The sequence below is a fragment of the Parabacteroides sp. FAFU027 genome (assembly GCF_022808675.1).
Classification (GTDB): Bacteria; Bacteroidota; Bacteroidia; order Bacteroidales; family UBA7332; genus CAXXIC01.
Genome location: NZ_JAKZKV010000016.1, coordinates 29,752 through 45,628, shown reverse-complemented (window position 1 = coordinate 45,628; position 15,877 = coordinate 29,752). Strand labels below are relative to the sequence as shown.

General features: G+C 44.3%; 13 protein-coding genes. 4 read left to right on the top strand and 9 right to left on the bottom strand.

All coding sequences use genetic code 11. The features are described from left to right. The first annotated feature begins 16 nt into the window (after window positions 1-16). Window positions 17-2,125, top strand: coding sequence for a M3 family metallopeptidase (locus tag MLE17_RS17545; protein ID WP_243350053.1), 2,109 nt, complete (start codon window positions 17-19; stop codon window positions 2,123-2,125). Between the two features lie 16 nt (window positions 2,126-2,141). Next, the gene (locus MLE17_RS17540) at window positions 2,142-2,909 is read left to right on the top strand and encodes a DUF4197 domain-containing protein (RefSeq protein ID WP_243350051.1); all 768 of its coding nucleotides are present in this window, start codon (window positions 2,142-2,144) and stop codon (window positions 2,907-2,909) included. Between the two features lie 3 nt (window positions 2,910-2,912). Here the strand turns inward: MLE17_RS17540 and MLE17_RS17535 are convergent, their stop codons facing one another. The 8 genes from MLE17_RS17535 to dnaG form a co-directional block, all read right to left on the bottom strand. Further along, window positions 2,913-3,317 carry an arsenate reductase family protein gene (locus MLE17_RS17535; RefSeq protein ID WP_243350050.1) on the bottom strand — a complete coding sequence of 135 codons (405 nt, stop codon included), beginning with the start codon at window positions 3,315-3,317 and terminating at the stop codon, window positions 2,913-2,915. A gap of 1 nt (window position 3,318) precedes the next feature. Beyond that, window positions 3,319-3,528: a CCE_0567 family metalloprotein gene (locus MLE17_RS17530; RefSeq protein WP_243350048.1), complete on the bottom strand. Its 210-nt coding sequence runs from the start codon at window positions 3,526-3,528 to the stop codon at window positions 3,319-3,321. Window positions 3,529-3,726: 198 nt separating this feature from the next. Continuing rightward, window positions 3,727-5,022 (bottom strand): NAD(P)/FAD-dependent oxidoreductase, encoded by a 1,296-nt coding sequence (locus MLE17_RS17525; protein WP_243350046.1) that lies wholly within the window; start codon window positions 5,020-5,022, stop codon window positions 3,727-3,729. A 393-nt stretch (window positions 5,023-5,415) separates the two neighbouring features. Continuing rightward, entirely contained in the window at window positions 5,416-7,383 is a 1,968-nt protein-coding gene (gene gyrB, locus MLE17_RS17520) for a DNA topoisomerase (ATP-hydrolyzing) subunit B (protein ID WP_243350044.1), read from the bottom strand. Between the two features lie 182 nt (window positions 7,384-7,565). Continuing rightward, window positions 7,566-8,942, bottom strand: a complete 1,377-nt coding sequence (locus MLE17_RS17515) for a UDP-N-acetylmuramate--L-alanine ligase (RefSeq protein WP_243350043.1) — start codon at window positions 8,940-8,942, stop codon at window positions 7,566-7,568. Window positions 8,943-9,033: 91 nt separating this feature from the next. Further along, window positions 9,034-10,419: an arylsulfatase gene (locus tag MLE17_RS17510; protein ID WP_243350041.1), complete on the bottom strand. Its 1,386-nt coding sequence runs from the start codon at window positions 10,417-10,419 to the stop codon at window positions 9,034-9,036. Between the two features lie 179 nt (window positions 10,420-10,598). Beyond that, window positions 10,599-11,126 carry an RBBP9/YdeN family alpha/beta hydrolase gene (locus MLE17_RS17505; protein ID WP_243350039.1) on the bottom strand — a complete coding sequence of 176 codons (528 nt, stop codon included), beginning with the start codon at window positions 11,124-11,126 and terminating at the stop codon, window positions 10,599-10,601. A gap of 426 nt (window positions 11,127-11,552) precedes the next feature. Further along, window positions 11,553-13,520, bottom strand: a complete 1,968-nt coding sequence (gene dnaG / locus MLE17_RS17500; RefSeq protein ID WP_243350038.1) for a DNA primase — start codon at window positions 13,518-13,520, stop codon at window positions 11,553-11,555. A 270-nt stretch (window positions 13,521-13,790) separates the two neighbouring features. Here dnaG and MLE17_RS17495 point away from each other — a divergent pair, with 270 nt between their 5' ends. Together MLE17_RS17495 and MLE17_RS17490 are read left to right on the top strand one after the other, a co-directional pair. After that, the gene (locus MLE17_RS17495; RefSeq protein WP_243350036.1) at window positions 13,791-14,489 is read left to right on the top strand and encodes a glycoside hydrolase family 25 protein; all 699 of its coding nucleotides are present in this window, start codon (window positions 13,791-13,793) and stop codon (window positions 14,487-14,489) included. 78 nt (window positions 14,490-14,567) lie between these two features. After that, window positions 14,568-15,062: a hypothetical protein gene (locus tag MLE17_RS17490; RefSeq protein WP_243350035.1), complete on the top strand. Its 495-nt coding sequence runs from the start codon at window positions 14,568-14,570 to the stop codon at window positions 15,060-15,062. A 160-nt stretch (window positions 15,063-15,222) separates the two neighbouring features. Here MLE17_RS17490 and MLE17_RS17485 read toward each other — a convergent pair whose 3' ends face one another. Further along, window positions 15,223-15,831, bottom strand: coding sequence for a hypothetical protein (locus MLE17_RS17485; RefSeq protein WP_243350034.1), 609 nt, complete (start codon window positions 15,829-15,831; stop codon window positions 15,223-15,225). Window positions 15,832-15,877: the final 46 nt, after the last annotated feature.

Below are 15,877 nucleotides of genomic sequence, written 5' to 3'. Positions count from 1 at the left end.
ATAAAGCATTAAGACAATGAAGAATCTAATCTATCTGTTATCAGCCGCTTTAATAATTACATCTTGTAAAACTCAGACTGGAATGAAGCATAATCCGTTTTTCGAAGAGTATAAAACGCCGTTTGGTGTACCTCCTTTTGATAAGATTAAAAATAGCCACTATTTGCCCGCTTTTCAGGAGGGAATCCGGGTTCAGGCAAAAGAGATTGAGCAAATTGCGCAGAATACCGAGCCTGCGACCTTTAAGAATACAATCGAAGCACTGGAATTTAGCGGAGAAAATCTGAAGAAAGTTTCGCACGTCTTTTTCAATTTGACGGAAGCTGAAACTAATGACCAGATGCAAAAAATAGCCGAAATGGTCACTCCAATGATGACCGAGCATCAGGATAACATTTTGCTGAATGATAAACTTTTCCAGCGTATCAAATATGTAAATGATCATAAGGAGCAGGAGAGATTAACCACTGAGCAAAAACGTGTGCTTGACGAGTATTACAAAGAGTTTGTTCGTGCCGGAGCCTTACTAAATCCTGAGCAGAAAGAACGGATGAGAGCTCTCAATAAAGAGTTGGCTATGCTCTCTTTGAAGTTTGGTGACAACCTGTTGAAAGAGACCAATAATTTTGTACTGGTTATTGATAAGGAGGCTGACTTAGCAGGATTACCCCAATCGGTTCGTACTGCTGCCGCCGAAGAGGCGAAACAACGCAAACTGGAAGGCAAATGGGTATTCACTGTCCAGAAGCCAAGCATGTTACCGTTCCTTCAATATTCCGATAAGCGGGAGTTGCGCGAGAAGCTGTACAAAGGATATATCAACCGGGGAGATAATAACAACAACTTTGACAATAAAGCGATTTGTGCCAAAATCATCAAGCTTAGACAGGAGCGTTCCCAACTTTTAGGCTTTAAAACCTATGCTGATTACGCTCTGGATATTCAAATGGCAAAGACCCCCGAACGAGTCATGAACCTGCTCAATAGCATTTGGACACCGGCATTGCAGCGCGCAAAGGAAGAGTTATCCGATATGCAAATGCTTTCCAATGCCGAAAGGAATAATTACAACCTTCAATCGTGGGACTGGTGGTACTATGCCGAAAAGGTGCGCAAAGCCCGTTATGCCTTTGATGAAGAACAACTCAAGCCTTATTTTAAGCTTGAAAATGTCCTTGACGGGGTGTTTCAGGTAACGCATAAACTGTATGGAATTTCATTTCATGAAATAAAAAATGCGCCGGTTTATCATCCGGATGTTCGTGCATTCGAGGTGAAGGACGTCGATGGCTCTCATCTGGGCGTTTTATACACCGACTATTTCCCCCGTCCGGGTAAACGTGTTGGGGCCTGGATGAATAATATCAGAGATCAATATGTGCAGAATGGCAAAGAGATCCGTCCGGTTATTGTAAACGTCGGCAATTTTACCAAACCGACTGCTGATGCTCCTTCATTATTGACGCTGGATGAGGTCGAAACCCTGTTCCACGAATTCGGTCATGCTATGCACGGAATGCTCACACGCTGTTCCTATCCGAAAGTCTCAGGAACGGGAGTTGCCCGTGACTTTGTGGAGTTGCCTTCCCAGTTGATGGAACATTGGGCCACTGCTCCGGAAGTGCTGAAGATGTATGCCCGCCATTATAAAACGGGTGAACTGATTCCCGATTCACTTATCCAAAAGCTGAGAAACGCTTCGAAATTTAATCAGGGATTCAATACTACAGAATTAGTAGCTGCTGCAATTCTTGATATGGACTGGCATTTGGCAACGATTACCGATTCGACAGATGTTCGTAAATTTGAAACCGATGCGATGAATAAAATCGGTTTAATCAACGAAATAATACCCCGTTACCGCACCACCTATTTCAAACATATCTTTGATGATGGAGGCTATTCGGCTGGTTATTACAGCTATTTGTGGGCGGAAGTGCTTGATGCCGATGCGTTTGAAGCCTTTGAGCAGAGCGGGAATATTTTCAACCAGGAGATTGCCACCCGTTACCGCCAGAATATTCTGGAAAAAGGGGGAAGTGACGAGCCGATGAAGCTCTACATCCAATTTCGGGGAGCAGAGCCAAATCCGGATGCTTTATTGAAAAACAGAGGATTGAAATAACGAAAATATTGTATTTATGAGAAGAATGATAATTAGTTTGTCGGCGATTGTGATATTATCAACTTCCTGCACTGAATTGCAGCAGGTAGCTAGTCAGGTAATGACACAACAAGGGGTATCTACCTCTATAGGTGTTGATAATGCGACCGGACTCAAAGAAGCGTTATTGGTCGGGACAACCAATTCGGTAATGAATCTGAGCAAGACAGATGGCTTTTTTGCCAATCAGGCCTTAAAAATATTATTACCAGAAGAGGCGCAGCCGATTATCAAAAATATTAAGCTTGTGCCAGGAGGAGAGAAGCTGGTCAATGATGTTGTCCTTCGTCTGAACAGAGCTGCAGAGGATGCAGCTGTTGAAGCCAAGCCGATATTTGTCAGCGCCATCAGAAATATGACTATTAAAGACGCTACCAATATTCTTTTCGGAGCAAATAATGCCGCTACCAGCTATTTGAGGAATAATACCTACTCACAACTGAGCAGTGCTTTTGAACCTAAAATAGCGACCTCTCTGGATAAGAAACTGGTAGGGAATATTTCAACAACTGATTCCTGGAAGGCTCTGGCCAATGCGTATAATACCGTTGCTAATTCCCTCGTGGGGAAAGCTTCGAATATGAAGCCGGTTAGTGCCAATCTGACCCGGTATGTTACAGATAAAACGTTGAATGGAATGTTCCTTAGTCTGGCTTCAGAAGAGAAGAAAATCCGTGAAAATCCCTCTGCCCGAGTGAATACTATTCTTAAAAAAGTATTCGGGCAACTGGATGCTAAGAAATAAGGATTAGTTGCATCCTTTAGTGGTTGAAGCGTTAGGGCATGTTTGTAAATAACTGACATCTTTGCCTTCCAAGAGCAGCTCGACCAGTTTGTTTTGAAATCCGCAGGCTTTAGTGCCATTGACTTCAAGCAAAGGACGGCGAATCAATAACGGGTCTTTTATCATTTCTGATAATGCTGTTTCGGAATCGATTGCACCCGGATTAACCTCCCCGTTCTTGATTCTCGGGGCAGTCGGATTAAACCAGTCCCTGACTTCAAGTCCTGAGAAATAGCTTCTCAAATCCTCTTTATCCCAATGATAGGCTAGCAGAGAGAGGGCATTTACCACATGCCCTGCCTCTGCTATTATATTTTTCTGACGGGTGTTATTGATACAGCCCGGCTTTTCAAAGAATGTCACTTCCATACTATACGGATTTTGCAGAACTCAGTTTTTCTTTAAGAGCTGACCATTCGCAAGCGGCTTTATAGGCAGCTTCTGCGAATACCGGGATTTCATTAAAATCACTCATCAATCTGTCTTCAATCAGGTCGTGCAGAGCTCCAGCTTCCTGGGTTAATTTGAATTTTGCTTTATTGACGGCCTTTTCCAATTCGATAATTTCTGATGTACTCATATTGCTTCTCTGTTTTTAGTTTGTCAAGCAGATGCAATTATTATGCCATTTAATTATTGGTTGGTAATTAGGTGGATAGGGGATATGGAGGGCGGGAGTAACCTACAAAATTGTTGGATTTGAGTCTTTATAATACAAAAATGTAGGAAAATAAAAATCCCACTGTCCGGATGAACAGTGGGATGGTATAGTCGATGATTATTTTAATTGCTTTTTAGGCTTCTGGGTCGCTTTGATAATCAGACGCAGAGACTGGTCGTAAGTAAAGTAACTCCAGATCCAGTTCACAAAGGTCTGAACCTTATTTTTGGTTCCCAGGATTGAACGAAGGTGGATGAACATCCATACCATCCAGGCAAAGAATCCGCCAAAGTGGAAGGCCGGAAGGTCAACAACCGCACGGTTGCGTCCTACGGTTGCCATGCTTCCCAGGTCATTGTAGATGAATTGTTTTTGCGTTTCACCTTTTGCAATATGTTTGAAGTTTTTAGCCAGGTTTACAGCCGACTGGATGGCTACCTGTGCTACCTGAGGGTGACCGTTCGGGAATTTAGGGTCGTTTTGTTGCAATGCGATATCACCGATTGCATAAACGTCATCATATCCTTCTACTTTATTGAATCCATCGACCTTCATGCGCTGGCCGCGTGCCATAACATCAGTGTTGATACCTTCAACGAAGTTACCGCGCACACCGGCTGCCCAAATGATGGTGTCGGTTTTCATGCGGGCTCCATTGCTCAGAGAAACCACTTTTCCATCGTATTCTGATACCGCTGCATTCAACCAAACTTTTACACCCATTTTCATCAGGTATTCGTAAGCTTTGCGTGCCGATTTGTCTGACATACCGTTCAGCAGGCGTGGAGCCGCTTCCACCAGATAGATGTTCATGCGGTTGAAGTCAATTTCCGGATAGTCTTTCGGAAGGATATATTTCTTCATTTCGGCGATTGCTCCGGCAGTTTCCACTCCGGTAGGACCACCACCTACAACCACGAAGTTCATCATTCCCTCTTGCTCTTCTTCGCACTCGCTGATTAGAATGTTTTCGAATGTTTGCAGGATACTGTTTCTCAAACCCAGCGCTTGTGCAACAGACTTCATCGGATGAGTGATTTCTTCCAGTTGCTTGTTGCCGAAGAAATTAGTAGTAGCGCCTGTTCCGATAACGAGGTAATCGTATCTAATCTCACCGATAGTTGTATGAACGATTTTTTTATCTGTGTCAACGCTCAACACTTCCGTTTTGCGGATGTGAACGTTTTTCTTATTCTGGAAAACTTTGCGGTAAGGGAAAGAAATAGCACTGGGCTCCAGACCGGCTGTCGCTACCTGGTAAAACAATGGTTGAAACATGTGATAGTTGTGTTTGTCCAACAGAACTATCTGATAATCTGATTTTACAAGGTCGCGACAGAGTGTCAGTCCCGCGAATCCTCCACCAACGACGACAATGCGCTTGCTCTCTACCTCAGGGATGTTTGGATTCATAATTCGAAATAAATAAAGTTAGTAAGTGATGTTAGATGTGCGTAAATTTTCAATTTCATGGGCGGATACTTTTGCCAAATCCAGCCCTTATGTTAGAATGTGATAATCAAAAATCATTCCGGTTTTCGCGCTCGAAAATCCGGAGTCCAATAAAGTGATGTTGTTGTTTGTGTAATGGGGGAATCAAACACATGAAAGTGGTCAATTGATAACTACCCATCGAAAACCGATGCAAAAATAGAATGATTTCTAAGGCTTTGCAAAAATAATCAGGAAATATTTCCGTAAATAAAAGTTAAATACATGTTGGGCAGCATATTTTGTAATCTCGAGAAAGCAAAAAAGCCAGTTTCGATTCCGAAACTGGCTTTTTGACATTTATGTAGAATGATTTTAAGCGTCGATTTTCGCGTAGGTAGCGTTGGCTTCGATGAACTCACGACGAGGGGCAACTTCTTCACCCATCAACATAGAGAAGATGTGGTCGGCTTCCGTGGCGCTTTCGATGGTTACCTGACGTAGGGTACGACGGGTTGAATCCATAGTGGTATCCCAAAGCTGTTCAGCCTTCATCTCTCCCAAACCTTTGTAACGTTGGGTGTGAACCTGTCCTTCATTACCATTGGCATATTTCAGGATAAATGCCTGGCGTTGCTGGTCATTCCAGCAATACTCTTCATTTTTCCCTTTTTTACACAAATAGAGTGGTGGAGTGGCAATATAAACGTATCCCATCTCAATCAGTGGCTTCATGTGGCGGAAGAAGAAGGTCAGAATCAATGTGGCAATGTGGCTTCCGTCCACGTCGGCATCGGTCATGATGATGATTTTGTGGTAGCGGAGCTTGCTCATGTTGAGCTCTTTTGAATCTTCTTCAGTTCCGATAGTAACACCTAAAGCAGTGTAGATGTTGCGGATCTCTTCACTTTCCAGCACTTTGTGGTGCATGGCTTTTTCCACGTTGAGGATTTTACCACGCAAAGGTAAAATCGCCTGGAAGTTACGGTCACGTCCTTGTTTTGCAGTACCGCCTGCAGAGTCTCCCTCGACAAGGAATATTTCGCAGTTTTCGGGATTTCTGTTTGAGCAGTCCGCAAGTTTTCCGGGAAGTCCACCACCAGTAAGCGGTGATTTGCGTTGTACCATTTCACGCGCTTTACGTGCTGCGTAACGTGCAGTTGCTGCCAGAATAACTTTGTCAACAATCTGTTTGGCTTCTTTGGGGTGCTCTTCGAGATAATAACCTAGCGCTTCGCTTACCGCCATATCTACGGCTCCGATTACCTCGTTGTTACCCAGTTTGGTTTTAGTCTGTCCTTCGAATTGTGGTTCCTGAACCTTTACAGATACAACAGCTGTCAAACCTTCACGGAAGTCGTCACCACTGATTTCGATTTTTACTTTTTCAAGCATTTTCGAATCTTCAGCGTACTTTTTCAATGTGCGGGTCAATCCGCGGCGGAAACCTGCAAGGTGAGTACCACCCTCGATGGTGTTGATATTATTTACGTAAGAATAAACGTTTTCGTTGTAAGAGGTATTGTAGGTCATTGCCACTTCAACTGGAATGCCTTGTTTTTCGCAAGAGATGTGAATTACATCATCCATCAGCGGCTCGCGGGCCTCATCCAGAAAGCGAACAAACTCTTTCAAGCCTTCTTCCGAATGGAATTGTTCAGACTTGAAGGAGCCATCTTCCAGCACCACACGTTTGTCGGTAAGTGAAAGGCTGATACCTGCATTCAGGTAGGCCAGGTCACGCAGACGGGCTGCAAGGATATCCCATTTGTATTCAGTAACGGTGAAGATAGAGCCATCTGGTTTGAAGGTGATAGTTGTACCGGTGAGATCAGAGTCTCCAACGACCTGAATAGGATCTAATGGCTTACCGCACGAGAATTCTTGCATATGTAGCTTGCCATCGCGACGAACTTCGGCTTTGAGGTAGGTCGAAAGAGCATTCACACAAGAAACACCTACTCCGTGAAGACCTCCGGAAACTTTGTAAGAACCTTTATCGAATTTTCCCCCTGCGTGAAGTACGGTAAGCACAACCTCAAGTGCTGATCGTCCCTCTTTTTCGTGGAAATCCACCGGGATACCGCGACCATCGTCCACTACGGTGATGGAGTTGTCTTCGTTAATGGTTACTTCAATGTTTTTACAATATCCCGCCAAGGCTTCGTCAATCGAGTTATCCACTACCTCGTAAACCAAGTGGTGAAGACCTTTTTGACTGATGTCGCCGATGTACATCGCGGGACGTTTTCTTACGGCTTCAAGGCCCTCAAGTACCTGGATGCTGTCGGCCGAATAGCCGTTGCTTCCATTGATGGTGTTATCCAAAATTTCTTCTGACATAATTTATATGGCTAAATATCAATTTGTTATTGCTGAATATCCGGTGTGTGGTATGCCGGAGTTGCCTGATAGGCAAAAAGCCAACAAATATAGTCAATTTTGCTCACATATCGGCATAAAAAAACCTCTCCAAAGCGCTTTTTGAAGAGGATTTCTGAGGATTTAGAATGATTGTATGCGGTCTATTTTATAGCTTCAAATATTTCCAAAGCAAAGTCAGATAAAGTGGTGTCACGAGCCCCCATCATCAGTACGACATCTCCCGGCTGGTAAAGGCTTTGCAGGTATCCGGTAAGTTCGGACCGGTCGGGGATAAAGGTTGCTTTTGCGTTTTTAGCCTGAATGGCATCGGAAACTATTTTTGGAGAAATGTTTTTATCTACTGACCCTCCGGCATAATAAACGTCAGACAGAATAAATTCATCTTCACTGCGTAAAGTGGCTGCCACCTCTTCACCAAGTTCTTCGTGCATAAAACGAAGCGGTCCGAAGCCGTGCGGCTGGAACCAGGCAAATACGCGTTTTCCTACTTGCTGGCAGGCTCTGATGGCTGCGGCGACTTCTGCAGGATTGTGGGCAAAATCGTCGATGACGCAAATGTCGTTTTTCAGTCCCACTAATTGGGTACGGCGGTAAATACCTTCGTAACTGGTCATCGCTTTGGTCGAATCTTCTATTGATATGCCAATGGCAGAGGCAACGGCAACTGAAGCCAGTGTATTTTCCATATTGTGCTTGCCAATGACGGGAATATGGAACGGCACGCCATTGACCGAGAAGCTGATTTCAAAACCTTTTTGCTGAAAATCCTTTCCAACGAATCCTACTCCTTGATTTGCCCCAAAGTCAAATTCCGGTTTTTCGGAAAGTTTTGCAGCTACGGGGTGGTCTGCATTGACAATAAAGCGGCCGTGCGTATTCTTCTTAAAAGTGGAGAATAGCTCAATCAACTCATCGAACTCCTTGTGGTCGCGGTCAATGTTGAGCAGGACGGATATTTCTGGTAAATAGTTGACAATGGAGCCGTCAGATTCATCCGATTCGATAACCAGCCAGTCGCTTTCGCCAACCCAGGCATTTCCAGGCAATCCTTTCTTTTGCAAAGCGGTAAGTCCGGCTCCGGTAATGAGTGAAGGCGAATAGCCATTTTCCTGAAGGATGTGGAAAATCATGCTGGTGGTGGTGGATTTCCCGGAAGTCCCTCCTACAGCAATGGTGCGTTTCGATACCGAAATGGCAGCCAGCAGCTCCGAGCGTTTCATGATGGGGATGCCTTTTTGCAAGGCCGCCTGATACTCCACGTTGCTCTCTTCGATAGCCGTGGAAACCACCACTACATCCACATCGGGGGTAATGCCCGAAGCGTCCTGAAAGTGGCACACAATGCCCATGCTTTCGAACTGCTCCTGAATGAGCATCTTGTTATCCTTGTTGAAGAGACGGTCGGAACCGGAGACATTTTTGCCAATGCCACGCAGGTATTGGGCGATGGCACTCATGCCGGTGCCTGCGATTCCCACGAAGAAGTAGTGTTGGAAAGAATCTATATTTTTTGCCATGATAAACAGGTTATTCAGTTTGATGGTCAAAAATAGGGATTTAAAATAAAACCTCCAAGGTTTTCAGTACCCTGGAGGTTTAACCTCAAATTTATTTTGTCGGCCAGTTTTCCGATTCAGTTCGTGCAGACACCATGTATTGTTCAATCGTTTTGACAATTTCGGGGTACTCCTTCGCTACATTGTTTTTCTCCGAAATATCTTTACTTAAATCATACAACTCCAGTTCAGCATTCCATTTCGGGCGGATAGCTTTCCATTTGCCCCAACGGACCGCACGGGTTTGGTTGGGAAACTCCCAGTAGAAAAAGCGTTTCTCAGAGTGCTGGTTTTTCCCTTTGAGAGTTGGCAAAATACTTATGCCATCGATATTTTGCGGCGTTTTAGCGGCGGTGATTTCAGCAAGCGTAGGCATTAGATCCGGCGAATAGGTAATCGCCTGACTGATTCTGCCTTTGGGTAAACGGTTTGGCCAACTTACGATCATCGGTACACGGATCCCCCCTTCATACAGGTTACCTTTCAGCCCGCGCAGATTGGCATTGCAGGCCAGTTCTTTGTGTGGCGCCATGACAGCTCCTCCATTATCCGAAATAAAGACGATCATCGTGTTTTTGCGGATGCCGTTTTTCTCCAAAGCCTGTACTACCCGACCAATATTCCTATCCATATGTGTGACCAGTGCCGCATAGGTTTTAGCCGTCTCACTCAGGTTGGTATTTGCGTAAATGCCTTTATCCTTAATTACATAAGGTTCGTGTGGCGTGTCGTAAGCAAGATAAAGGAAGAACGGACGTTGTTTATTTTCATTGATAAACTGTACGGCATCGTCAGTCGAAATGTCGTTATTGTGTCGTACCTGAGCGCCGTTTTGATTCTCCGGAATGTCGATAAGCTCGCGGTTATGGTAGCGTTTTGAAGGATAGTAATAGGGTAAATTGGAGTCCAGATTGGTGATCAACCAGCCTTTGAATTCATCAAATCCACGGTCAAGAGGCCCGGCTTCTGTACTGAATCCGTCCACGTGCCATTTATTTACAAGCATGGAGTGATAACCTGCACCCCGGAGCATCAATGCAAGGGTAGTGTCTGTTTCCAGCAGGTGCATACGGCGGATAGGTTGCCCGTTTTTATCCCCGGTAATACCACCGGCTTTGCAGAAATTATCGCGGATGCGGCTGTGTCCGGTATTTTTACCGGTCAGGAGGCAGCAGCGTGACGGCGAACTGATGGCAGAGCCGGCATAAGCCTGGGTGAATCGGATTCCATCGTTTGCCAGTTGGTCGATATTCGGGGTTTTGACCACCTTGTTACCGTAACAGGCGAGGTCTCCGTAGCCCATATCGTCGGCTATGATAAAGATAATGTTTGGTTTCTCGGGGGCGGGTTTCTTTGCCGCGAAGGTATGAGTTGGAATAGCGCTGCTGACCAACCCTGCGGTAAGTGTTGCAGCTTGAAGCGAAAGGCGTTTTTTCATAATCGGTAGATTGGATAATATCGACCACGAAATTACGATATTGAGGTAAATACGGACTGTGTTTTTGTGGAAATATCCTGTAGATTTTGACGGAATTCACCACTAAGGCACTAAAAGCACAAAGTGATACAAAGACTTCGTGTAGCTTAGTGCTCTTTGTGTCTTAGTGGTGGTTCTTTTTAAACAATCTCGTTCAGATATAATCGTCCTTCCGGCCAGTTGTAAATGTTGGAGTTGGCATTGATGTGCCCTTTGGCTCCGATGTTGATAAACTTGCTGCCCCAGCCTTTGGCAAACTCTTCAGCCCGACTGATATGGCAATATTCATCATTGGTGCTTGAAACCACTATACTTTTGAAAGGTAGCGGAGTTCTTGGGATTTGGGAGAAACCCTTGATTTCGTGCGGAAATTCAGGGTTTTCGGTGTCCGGAGGGGCAATCAGCAAAGCGCCTTTGATGGATAATTTGGTCTTTTGAGACCATAAAGCCAGCGCGATGCAGCCCAGACTGTGAGCCACGATGATGCTGTTTTCCTTAAAACCAGCGACTTGTTTTTCTATAGATGCAATCCACTCTTCTGCAACGGGCAGAAACCAGTCTTTCTGTTCGATGCGGATAAATTCGGGATTCTCTTTTTGCCAGAGGGTTTGCCAGTGGTTGGGGCCTGAGTTACCGTAACCGGGGGCTATAAGTATTTGAGATGCCATATATTGCTTGTTTAGACGTTTGATTTGATAATGCAAAGTACGGCAATCCGGAAGGCGAAAAAAATACCCCACTTTAGGTATTTGCGTACCTAAAGCGGGGTAAAATATGGTAATTTGTAGCTAAATAGCTTATGACTGTTTCGCGGAAACAGATTTTCAGGGCGGTTTGTGTCTTTGCCATTGTGCGAAATGGCAAATGGATTCACGTTTAAGTCTTGGTATTAACTCTGCTTAACCAATTGGACTTCGTTCAAGGCTCTGCATTAATGCGACTTAACCATCTGGCTCTCGTTTGCCCCTCCGCATTAACGCGACTTAACAAACTGGAATCCGTTTGCCGCATTGCAAACTTGCGAAAGCCTGTTTGATATCCGGTTTGCCATTTCGCAACTAGGAGATAGGTTGTTCGAGGAGCTGTTGGCGGTCTTACCTCACCACAATCCGTTCACCCAGCTCTTTAGCGAGTTGTACCCGGATTTCATTGATTTGAATCAGGCGTTGTTGTATTTCCATGATGCGTTCCATCGTCGGCATACGTTTAAGCTCTTCCTGCAGAGTACGGATTTCATCCCTGAGCATCGCATCTTTCAATGCCATAGTTGCTTTAGGAACGACCTCTAACAGGCGGTCCTGTTCATGTTCTACGGTTTGGAACTTCGAGTGGATTTTGCTCAGTTGATAACGGTCAGTAGAAAGCTCAATGGCCATTTTACTGGTCTCGATATCAGGGTATGTTACGAAATAGCGTTCGCTCCTGAATTCCTCCTGTCGGCAGTGTTTTGCACACTCTTCAAGAATGATTTTATAGATGGGATGGCGAAGCTCGATTTCGTCCTGTTGTAAGTCATAAGCAATATATTCGGCCACAGTGTAACTGTATTCCTGCTGTGTCTCTTCATCATTGAAATTGAAGAAAGGAATCTCTCCATAACGCACTACCAAGCGGATAATTTCCCTTTCATACGGATCGTAACGGGTATCGCGTTTGATAGGGACAGGTTCAGCAAAAGCCTGAGCAAGCTCTTCCGGAGTTGGATCCGGTTCTGCGGGGACGTAATCCGCTTGTGTACGGGTCATCTCCTTTTCCAGTTCGGATATTTTGAGCTTGTTGATCTCGTTGATCAGTACCTTTTCGTCGATTTCAAGCAGATGGCTACACTCCTTGATGTACACCGCTTTGACAATGTCTTCCGGAATCAGGGCAATACTTCGGACAATATCCGAAATCAGAGCTGCCCGTTTGATCGGGTCTTGTCCGGCTTCTTCGAGGAGCAGGCTGGTCTTGAAGCGGATAAAGTCCGTTTCATTTGCCTTGATATATTCGATGAATGATGAAGCGCTCTGTTTTTGGGAAAATGAGTCGGGGTCTTCACCCTGTGGCAGAAGTACCACCTTAATGTTCATACCCTCTTTGAGCAAAAGGTCAATACCCCGGATGGAGGCTTTGATACCAGCGGCATCTCCATCATATAATACCGTGATATTATTGGAAAAACGGTGGATCAGGCGGATTTGTCCGGGAGTCAATGCAGTACCCGAAGAAGCCACGACATTCTCGATACCCGCCTGGTGCATCGAAAGCACGTCGGTATAACCTTCCACCAAAAAGCAGCGGTCGTGTTTTACGATTGCCTGTTTGGCCAGGTAAAGTCCGTAAAGCTCGTTACTTTTATGGTAAATGGTCGATTCGGGCGAGTTGAGGTACTTCGCCATCTTCTCGTCCTTCTTGAGGATACGTCCTCCGAAAGCAACGACTTTTCCCGAAAGCGTATGTACGGGAAACATCACCCTGCCACGGAAACGGTCGGAGAGGCGTTGTCCGTCGTGTTCTAGAGTGAGTCCGGTTTTGAGCAAAAAATCCTTTTTATATCCGCTACGTAATGCTTCCTGGGTGAAAGCATCCCGCGTTTCCGGAGAAAAACCGAGCTGGAATTTCTTGATGACATCATCGCGGAAACCCCTTTCGCGGAAGTAAGCGAGTCCGACTGCGATGCCTTCCGGATTTTCGTAAAGTATGCGGGAGAAGTATTGCTGGGCGAAGGCGTTGATGATGAACATACTTTCGCGTTCATTCTGCGCCTGACGCTCCTCGTTGGTCATCTCCTTCTCAACGATCTCGATGCTGTATTTTTTCGCCAGGTATTTCAGTGCATCCTGAAACGACAATTGCTCGTGCTCCATAATAAAGTGCACGGGATTTCCACCCTTACCGCAACTGAAGCATTTGCAAATTCCCTTCGACGGCGATACGCTGAACGACGGAGTCTTCTCGTCGTGAAACGGACATAGTCCCTGGTAGTTCACGCCTCGTTTGCGCAAACTCACGAAATCAGACACCACCTCTACAATCTGGGCAGCGTTCATGATGCGGTCTATGGTAGCCTGGTCGATCATTTGTTTTGAAGGGATTCAGTTAAACGGTCAAGGCGCGACTTGAAGATGCATTCTGACCGGTCTGCAAAGATAGACTATTTTCAGCCTAAAAGGTGTAAGTGAATATTAATGCAAGGGTTAACAATGCTTACCCGAAGCCGTTTCTTGTTTTCCTTCAGAATATTACATCATTCGGAAACGTTAAACTGGTGAATTAATTACCCTTTTGGTTTGAGCAGACTTTTTTAACAACTAATTTTGCAGTCGAATCAGAAAAAGGAAATAAGAAAGATGAATAAAATAAAGGTAGCAATCCTGTTACTGCTATGTGTGGGTGGAATATTTGCTTACGGTAAACGAGAAAAGAAAACCAAACGTAAACCAGACAGCCCGATTATAGGCATAGATGTGTCGAAGCATACCGGAGTAATAAACTGGGAAAAGTTAAAGACTCAGGGAGTGGACTTCGCCTACGTGAAATCTACAGAAGGGGCGGATTATATTGATCCCCGTTATGACTACAATTTTAAAGAGGCTAAAGAGGTGGGCATACCGGTGGGAGCTTACCATTTCTTTCGTTTTCACCGGACGGGGGAGGAGCAGGCCAATAACTTCCTGTCTCAGGTTAATCTGAAAAAGCTGGATCTTCCTCCTGTGGTCGATGTGGAAGAGTGGGGCCAATACAACACCACAAAGTCAGCCGACGATATTACCCGCGAAATCAAAGACTTTATAGATGAGGTGGAGGATCATTCATCACGTAGTGTGGTGATCTATTCCGATAAAAACTCTTACCGGAAGTATGTGGAAGGAAAATTCCCGAAAAACCGCATCTGGATTTGCTCAATAGGCACACCGCCACAGATTGACCGTGACTGGACGCTTTGGCAGCAGTCGCACGACGGGAAATTCAAAGGCGCTCCCGGTAAGGTGGATGTCAACCTGTTTAACGGGAACTTTAAAGCCTGGAAGAAGTTTATGAAAAACTAATTGGTGGAAGCTAAGAGCCTGTTTAATGTTTCGAATCGAGAATCATTAACCATAATAAATACGATTAAATAGCAGAAGATGAAAAGGTATTTTATAATAGTAGTAGTGTTTGCTTTTGGGGCGGTAACAGCCTTTAGTCAGTCACGTGGAGCCGGAATGTCTTATATGGAAGTTGGGCTGGGTGTGGTAAATACACCATCTTCTTACAGCGATTTAAATATTGCTGTAACCCGGAGTATCAACAGTAATTTTGCCACATTCTTTGATTATAATCTGGTGAGTAAAAAGAACATTATCAATAGCCACGTTTTTGATGCTAAAATAGGTCCGTATTTTAAACTAAATAGGAATTTCTTGGTGGCAGGATCAATCGGACTGGGTGGCATTTTTTCACCTTCGGCAGGAGCGGGTTCTGATAGCAGACTGGATATGGATATTCCGTTGCAGGTGAAAGGTAGTATGTTGGTTACCAGTTTTCTCGGGGTAGGAGTGAAAGGGACTTACTATAAGATGTTTAACAAAGACGTTTCAGATCATAGTAATCTGGTTTTCTTTGCCAGCCTGAATTTTTGATTTTACGGCTGTGTAGAACAAGAAAAGGCGATTCATTCATATTGATTGGATCGCCTTTTCCATTTCGGTCTGTCATTTATCATACTTCGCCAGATATCTGCTTCATGTAATCCTGATTTTGGGTACGGGTTTATACAACCCCAAAACGGTTGTTGATATTCTATAAATAAACTCCAAATGTCAATGCTAATACAGGGTCGCGGCGTAGACCTACAAAATCCAGATCTAAAATACCGGATACGGGGTCGGGAAAATGCCCCCAAAACATGAAATAGTCAATTTTAAAAGAGTACTTTTCATCAACAACAAATCCTGTACTCAATTTAGTTGACAGCATTGTATATATGCCTGATTTGTAATATTCCTTTTCTCCATACCAATAATACTCTATATTCGGAACAAGCATAAAATTAGGCCCAATCCCTCCTGAAATAAAGAACTCTGAATCTTCAATAAATTCTTTATGTAACGATAATCCAGTCAATAAAGGAAGACTGGAAATACTTACATATTTATTTGTTGGAATTGGACATGCATATTTGGAGTAAGAACCAAAATTACTGTAATAGCTAGAATTATCAAGCGTGTACCTGTTGTTTAAGAAATCAGCGCTAAACATAATATCTAGTCCTCTTTTATTTAAAGGGTACTTATATTCAACTCCTAAGTCCACACCTGCATTGCTTACGGATATGTGCTTGAAGCTATTATCTGGTAAAGAAATAGAAGGACCCAGTTGTATGGAGAGTCCTTCTTGTGGATATACCATTGTAGTAAACAATATTGAGAAAAGGAGAGTAAATAACGTTCGTATA

Bases quoted from the DNA above. Each gene is read 5' to 3' on its own strand.
- MLE17_RS17545 (WP_243350053.1), top strand. From the start codon at position 17: ATGAAGAATCTAATCTATCTGTTATCAGCCGCTTTAATAATTACATCT.
- MLE17_RS17540 (WP_243350051.1), top strand. From the start codon at position 2,142: ATGAGAAGAATGATAATTAGTTTGTCGGCGATTGTGATATTATCAACT.
- MLE17_RS17535 (WP_243350050.1), bottom strand. From the start codon at position 3,317: ATGGAAGTGACATTCTTTGAAAAGCCGGGCTGTATCAATAACACCCGT.
- MLE17_RS17530 (WP_243350048.1), bottom strand. From the start codon at position 3,528: ATGAGTACATCAGAAATTATCGAATTGGAAAAGGCCGTCAATAAAGCA.
- MLE17_RS17525 (WP_243350046.1), bottom strand. From the start codon at position 5,022: ATGAATCCAAACATCCCTGAGGTAGAGAGCAAGCGCATTGTCGTCGTT.
- gyrB (WP_243350044.1), bottom strand. From the start codon at position 7,383: ATGTCAGAAGAAATTTTGGATAACACCATCAATGGAAGCAACGGCTAT.
- MLE17_RS17515 (WP_243350043.1), bottom strand. From the start codon at position 8,942: ATGGCAAAAAATATAGATTCTTTCCAACACTACTTCTTCGTGGGAATC.
- MLE17_RS17510 (WP_243350041.1), bottom strand. From the start codon at position 10,419: ATGAAAAAACGCCTTTCGCTTCAAGCTGCAACACTTACCGCAGGGTTG.
- MLE17_RS17505 (WP_243350039.1), bottom strand. From the start codon at position 11,126: ATGGCATCTCAAATACTTATAGCCCCCGGTTACGGTAACTCAGGCCCC.
- dnaG (WP_243350038.1), bottom strand. From the start codon at position 13,520: ATGATCGACCAGGCTACCATAGACCGCATCATGAACGCTGCCCAGATT.
- MLE17_RS17495 (WP_243350036.1), top strand. From the start codon at position 13,791: ATGAATAAAATAAAGGTAGCAATCCTGTTACTGCTATGTGTGGGTGGA.
- MLE17_RS17490 (WP_243350035.1), top strand. From the start codon at position 14,568: ATGAAAAGGTATTTTATAATAGTAGTAGTGTTTGCTTTTGGGGCGGTA.
- MLE17_RS17485 (WP_243350034.1), bottom strand. From the start codon at position 15,831: ATGGTATATCCACAAGAAGGACTCTCCATACAACTGGGTCCTTCTATT.